Raw genomic sequence first — 6000 nt, 5'->3', positions numbered from 1 at the left:
CGTGTTGACCACTCCTACTTCCTTGTGCCCCAAGCCCTATGATCATTATTATTTAGCAGTCATTCTGGGAGTTGGCTATCTTGACGTCAAACCTCGTTCTGACCTGTACTGGACTTGAGAAATGGCGGCTTCCGGGCATAAAAGCTGGGCCTTTGAATGGCCGCATTTGGGGCGCGTTGAAGTCAGTCTATTTTAAGGCATCAATACGGCAGCTTCTATCAGGAGCAGACGTTCGCCGTGGCCAAGCTAAACGGCCGGGTCTGGTCGGGAGCGGCCCAACCGGCCACCGAGGGGCAGGGCCGCAGCCGCCGACATTCCTGCGGTTCGAGCGCTCTGCGGTGTGCGCTGAAAGGGGCCGGTCATTCATGGGGATGGGGAAGGCCGATTGGTTGGCGGGGGCATACGTCGAGCGGTCAAAGAGTGTTCCCTAGAGTCTGCGGCTCTTGGGGAAGCGGGCAACTGCTTATGGTCCGCGGCTCTCGGGTACGGCGTAGATTGCGCCCCTCTGTCATGTGAGTGAATCGCAAAAGAACTGCCTTTTGGTGTCCAGCCACTTCTGTCAATATGCAACGCGAGTACTAGAAGTAAAAGCCACATAATTATAATAACTGAACTGATGCCCCATGATGCAAATCTACCTAGTATCGATATGTGCCTCGGAGAAAATGGTTGAGGAAAATACCCCGACGTGATATCGCAATCGTCTACATTTCCATTTTGCGTGCCGCATTTGGTGCATCGGTGGGATCCTTCATGGAAAAGTGCGATCCAGTGCCTCTTTAATCGGCTAGATTTCTTCTGGGCAGCTCTGATTCCTAGGAAGCTTGCGACTATGACGGAGAGTCCTCCAAAAACCAAGATCAGGTGAAGGTAGAAGCGAATATCGCCTGAGAAATCCTTGGCCACTAGCGCAAACGCGGCAATCAAAAATCCCTGAAAAGTTAAATTCCATGTCATTCTTACTGAGACAAGGCTTTGCTCACGCCAAATTTGCTCGTTAATTGAATTGGCAACACTCGACCAGTCCGAAAACGTTTTCGGATCTGGTGACGTCAAAGTGCGTTTTGACTGAATCTGATAGCTAGCCTTCATCCCGCTCCCCCTTCGCCGGAGGCTTATCCTCAGAGCTTTTCACATGTCATGTCAATCGGTTGCCTCCCAGCTCAGGGCGAGGCACACAGCACCCATGTGGCCGGAACTCATAGTCTTCGATTTCGATGGTGTGATCGCCGATAGCGAGTTGCTCGCTTGTGGTGTCGCTGCTGCCTATGCGACTGAGCTCGGTAAGCCTATGTCAACGCAAGAGGGGTTGGAGCGTTTTATGGGCCGTCAGGTCACAGACGTCCGCCTTCAAATTGAACAAGACATCGGTCGGCGTGTGCCGGATTTCGTCGACGAGCTTCGCCGTCGCACTCTGAATGCGTTCAAAAGCTCTCTTCAGCCAGTGAACGGAGCTATAGAGTTCCTTCGGCAATTCGAGACGGTGGCGAAATGCATTGCGTCCTCGAGCGCCCTGGACCGAATTCGCGCCAGCCTGGAAGTTTTAGGCGTGCCGGAGTCAGTGTTCGCCAGAATCTTCAGTGCTGAAGAGGTTGAGCGGGGGAAACCTTTCCCGGATATCTTTTTGCACGCTGCGAGCAGTCTTGATGTGGGCGTCGATCGGGTCTTAGTCATTGAGGACAGCGTGGGGGGGGTCCGAGCTGCGGCCGCGGCTGGTATGGCAGTCGTCGGTTTGGTGGCAGGTTCTCACATTGGCCCTAAGCATGGTGCTCTGCTAATGGAAGCAGGTGCCGAGATTGTGTTAGCCAGCTATCGCGATGTGAAAGCTTGGCTCGTGGAGAACTCGGGCCGCTGAAAAGAGTGACGCCTTCCTCACGAGCGCCTCGCAGGGCGCTTAGGAGATAAAGCGGAAAGCGTCCTGGCGTCATTCGCCGACAAAGCTGTATAGAAGGTGGTGGGTCAGGTCCCTGAAAGCGGTCGTCCGTTCAGGCTACGGCGCCTCCGATGCTACGGCCGCGGCCACGGTGACGGCTTGGTTGTGGGCTCCGGAAGGGCGGGTTTTGATGAGCTATCGCTAAAGATGGACAGGTCAATAAGTCGAGGCAAGGCTTAGCTATCATCGGGTTTGTCTCGGATGGTGTTGCGAGATATTGAGCCGCAGTTAGATCTTAAAAGATCGTGTTGGGTGGGATGGGGGACGGGCGTGTATCACTACGAGGTTTTGGACGACGAACGCTTCCAACAGTTTTGCCAAGGTCTGATCGTCGCGTCTTTTCCGAACGCCCAATGTATGCCCGTCGGTCAACCGGACGGCGGGCGCGACGCTTTTCTCTTCGAACATCTCACGCGGCAATTCGAGGGTCGCAATGCAGACCCCGACGTTATCGTCTATCAGGTGAAGTTCATCCGAAATCCCAACGACAGCCGGTCCGAGCGCGACATGATCGAGGAGGTCGTGCGATCGGAGAAGGACAAGATCCTGAAGCTCAAGGCGCGAGGGCTCAAGAAATACTACCTCATCACCAATCTCAAAGGCACGTCGCATCTCGACGTCGGCTCGATCGACAAAGTCAATGCCGCGCTCTCCGAAGCCCTCGGCATCGAAGCCTATTGCTGGTGGCGCGACGACCTCGATCGCAGGCTCGACCTCCATAGCGCTCTCAAGTGGAGTTATCCCGACATCCTCAAGGCGACCGACCTGCTCGAAAAGCTGGTCGCCGGGCAGCTCGGGGAAGACGAGGAGCGCAGGCGCAGCGCCATTCGCGCTTACATGACCGCGCAGTACGAAGACGACCAGGAGCTGAAGTTCAAACAGACCGAACTGCGCAGCACCATGGCCGACTTGTTCGTCGATCTCCCCATGCGGCGCTCGTTTAGCGCCTATGACATCGACGACCTGCGGATCGATCCTCCATTGTCGGTGCGGCGTCACTATCGTCAGTGGGCGGCTATCGAGTACAACCACTATCGGCACGACAGCCTGCTGGCCGCGGCCTATTTCATCGGTTCGCGGCAAGACGTCGCGATCGATCGCATCGTTCTCGAAGGAGCGCCCGGCCAGGGCAAGTCGACGGTCACCCAATACGTCTGCCAGGTGCTGCGCTTGCGGCTCATCGGCAAGGCCCTCGAACTCGAGAAGCTTCCTGCCTACTGCGGATTGGCGATGGTGCGCATTCCGTTTCGCGTCGATCTGCGCGACCTCGCGAAATGGATTTCCGGGGTAGACCCGTTTCAGCCGCCGAGCGTGCCGCTGGCAGATAACGAGCCGCGGTCGCTCGAAGGGTTCTTGGCCGGACAAGTGCGATCATTGTCGGGAGGGCACACTTTCAGTGTGTCGGACCTGACCGCTGTCGCCAAGGCCAGCCATTTGCTGCTCGCGCTCGATGGCTTCGACGAGGTCGCCGACATCGACCTGCGGCAAAGGCTGGTTCTCGAAATCGGCAAAGGCGCTAACAGGCTCGCTAATGCCGGGACTTTCAGTGTCCAGACCATCGTCACGAGCCGCCCGGCCGCTTTCGCGAAATCGGTGCGCTTCCCCCACGAGACTTGGACTTATTACGAACTCTTGCCGCTCGAGCGGCGGAACGTTGACGAATACACCGCCAAGTGGATGATGGCTAAAGGCCTCAAGGAAACCGAAAAGGCGCAAATCCGGCAAATCCTGAACACAAAGCTGCAAGAATCGCACACGCAGTACCTCGCCAAGAATCCCATGCAGCTGACGATCCTGCTCTCACTCATCGCCAGCCGGGGGCCCTCGCTGCCGGAAAAGCGCACCGCGATGTACGATCTCTACATGGAAATGTTCTTCAGCCGGGAAACCGAGAAGAGCGAGGTCGTGCGCGAGTATCGCGACCTGTTGATCGATATCCACCGCTATCTCGCCTGGAGGCTGCAGACCTCCGCCGAGGGCGGCGGCAATGGCAGCATAGACCAGATGGCGCTGCGGACGTCCTTGTACGAATACCTGTTTCGCGAAGGCGAGGATGCGACCATCGTCGACGCGCTGTTCGACGGTATGATCGAGCGGGTCGGGGCGCTCGTGTCCCGCGTCCAAGGGACGTTCGAGTTCGAAGTCCAGCCGCTGCGCGAGTATTTCGCTGCGCGGCATCTCTATGAAACCGCGCCCTATCCGGCCATTGCCAGCGAGGTGGCCGGTGACAAGCTCGATAGGTTCAACGCCTTGGTGCGCAATCCTTATTGGCTCAATGTCGCCCGGTTTTACGGGGGCTGCTTCAACAAGGGTGAGATCATGACGCTCGTCAACGAGCTCATGGAACTGGCCGATGCCTCGCCGCTCGAGCACACCAGCCACCCGCGCAGCTTTGCTCTCATGCTGCTGAACGATTGGGTGTTCACGCAGTACCAGCCCGCGGTCAAAGCGGTGCTGGTCTTCATCACCAAGCAACCGCATTTTCTCCAGCTCCTCGCAAACGCTGACGACGGCGCCACTTCGCCGTGGACGAGCCTTCCCGAGCGCAGCGGTCGGCGCGAGTTTCTTGAGGCGCTTTGGGATTACGCTGCGAAGGCGCCGACGCAGGACCAATTGCGCGCATTGTCGGCCGCCATCGTTCCCAACACCACCAGCGACGAGCGGTGGCAGGGCTGGCTGGCCATGCGCGGGCAGATCGATCCCCGTAAATGGGCGAATTTCGCCTCGATGCTGGAGCTCATGCAACCGGCCGTTTTGAAGCAGCTCGACGCATTGGGCGAGATTCAAACGGACTTGCTCAACGTGCTGTTACGCGCCCAGCGGTTCGAGCTTTTGAATGGAGATCCCGTCTTCGCGCTCGCTCGGGACGAGTTGCTGCACGGCCTCCCATTGCTTCGCGCGGACCCATCGGGCGATGAGAGTTGTCGTGTGCAATGGCTGGCACGCACCGTGTCCTACTCGCAATATACGCTCATCTATTCCGAAGACGACGGGCTTCCGCTGCATGAATCGATGGCGCGACGTCTCGGATACGGTCGAAGGATCCGCGGCGATGAGCCTGGAAACCTAAATCGCGCCGGCTTGGAGGATCTTCCGGTCGCCGAACGCGCTGCCGCCGAAGCCTATCTGCAATTCATCGCCCACGAGGTCGTTCATCTCGCCACAAATTTGGAGCCGTGGCAGAGCCTGGTGGCCCGTTTGCGCGACGCCTGGGGAGACTGTGCCGCCATTGATCGTATCGCTTTCCTCGCCGCTGGCGTGCGGAACAGCGGTGAATCGGGACTGCCTGCCCCGTTTGCAAGCACGCCCGATCTCGTCGAAACCGCGCGTTATGCCAGGCTCAAGTCGGGTGCGCCGCGATGGTGGAGCGATCAGCTTACAGCAGCGTCCGGGGCACGCGAACGGCGCCGTCTTTTGCTGTTGTTGCAAATGTGGGGCACGCCCAAGACACTGCTCAAGCTTGTCGATACGCTCGAAAGCATACTCGGCGGCTTGCCTGCCGATGAGTGGGTTGCTCTCGACCGGGATTTCCAAGTGATCGGAGGGCGCCTGCGCGGCGTCATGACCTTGCCTAGCAACCAGGCTTTGGCGCGGCAAGCGCCGCGCCTCTGCGTTTATCTCGGCAGCCGTTTAGATCACGCCGGGCGCTTCGCGCTAGCGGGCGAACTTGCTCGGTCTACCGCCGAGTTTCAGGCGCCAGAGCGGAATTTCGTGTATCGGGGCATTTGCGATGGCATGCGTTTCGGTATGGACTGGGAGGATATGCTGCCCAAGATCAGCGAACTCTACCTAGAGGGATGCACCGCACCTCTCCCCATCGCGCCGGACGCAACGTTGTCGCAGGGCACCGCTGAACGCGTATCGCGCGATCCGGCACATTACCCGCTCTCGCTTGTCGCCCGAGCTGATAGCACCTTGCGCTCGCTTGCCGGCGCGGAGACGAGTAGCCTGGGCGAAGTCGCCGAGAGGGATCAGTGGTTCAAACTGCCCTGCTAGCGCGCGAGCGATCGAATTGCACTGGTGAACGAACGTCCGCTTCAGCACGGTTCGCCTTTGATTTCGGACAG

Annotated in this window: 2 protein-coding genes; both read left to right on the top strand. The window is 58.5% G+C overall.

Translation table 11 applies throughout. From position 1 onward, the window contains the following. Nucleotides 1-1186: 1186 nt before the first annotated feature. Nucleotides 1187-1855 (top strand): HAD family hydrolase, encoded by a 669-nt coding sequence (locus WG901_RS21220; RefSeq protein ID WP_339589121.1) that lies wholly within the window; start codon nucleotides 1187-1189, stop codon nucleotides 1853-1855. A gap of 348 nt (nucleotides 1856-2203) precedes the next feature. After that, nucleotides 2204-5929, top strand: a complete 3726-nt coding sequence (locus WG901_RS21215; protein WP_339589120.1) for an NACHT domain-containing protein — start codon at nucleotides 2204-2206, stop codon at nucleotides 5927-5929. The last annotated feature ends 71 nt before the right edge of the window (nucleotides 5930-6000 follow it).

Origin of the sequence: Novosphingobium anseongense (genome assembly GCF_037482895.1) — a bacterium.
Lineage (GTDB): Bacteria > Pseudomonadota > Alphaproteobacteria > Sphingomonadales > Sphingomonadaceae > Novosphingobium > Novosphingobium anseongense.
The sequence above is the reverse complement of the archived record's forward strand: the minus strand, read 5'-3'. Positions and strand labels throughout refer to the sequence as shown.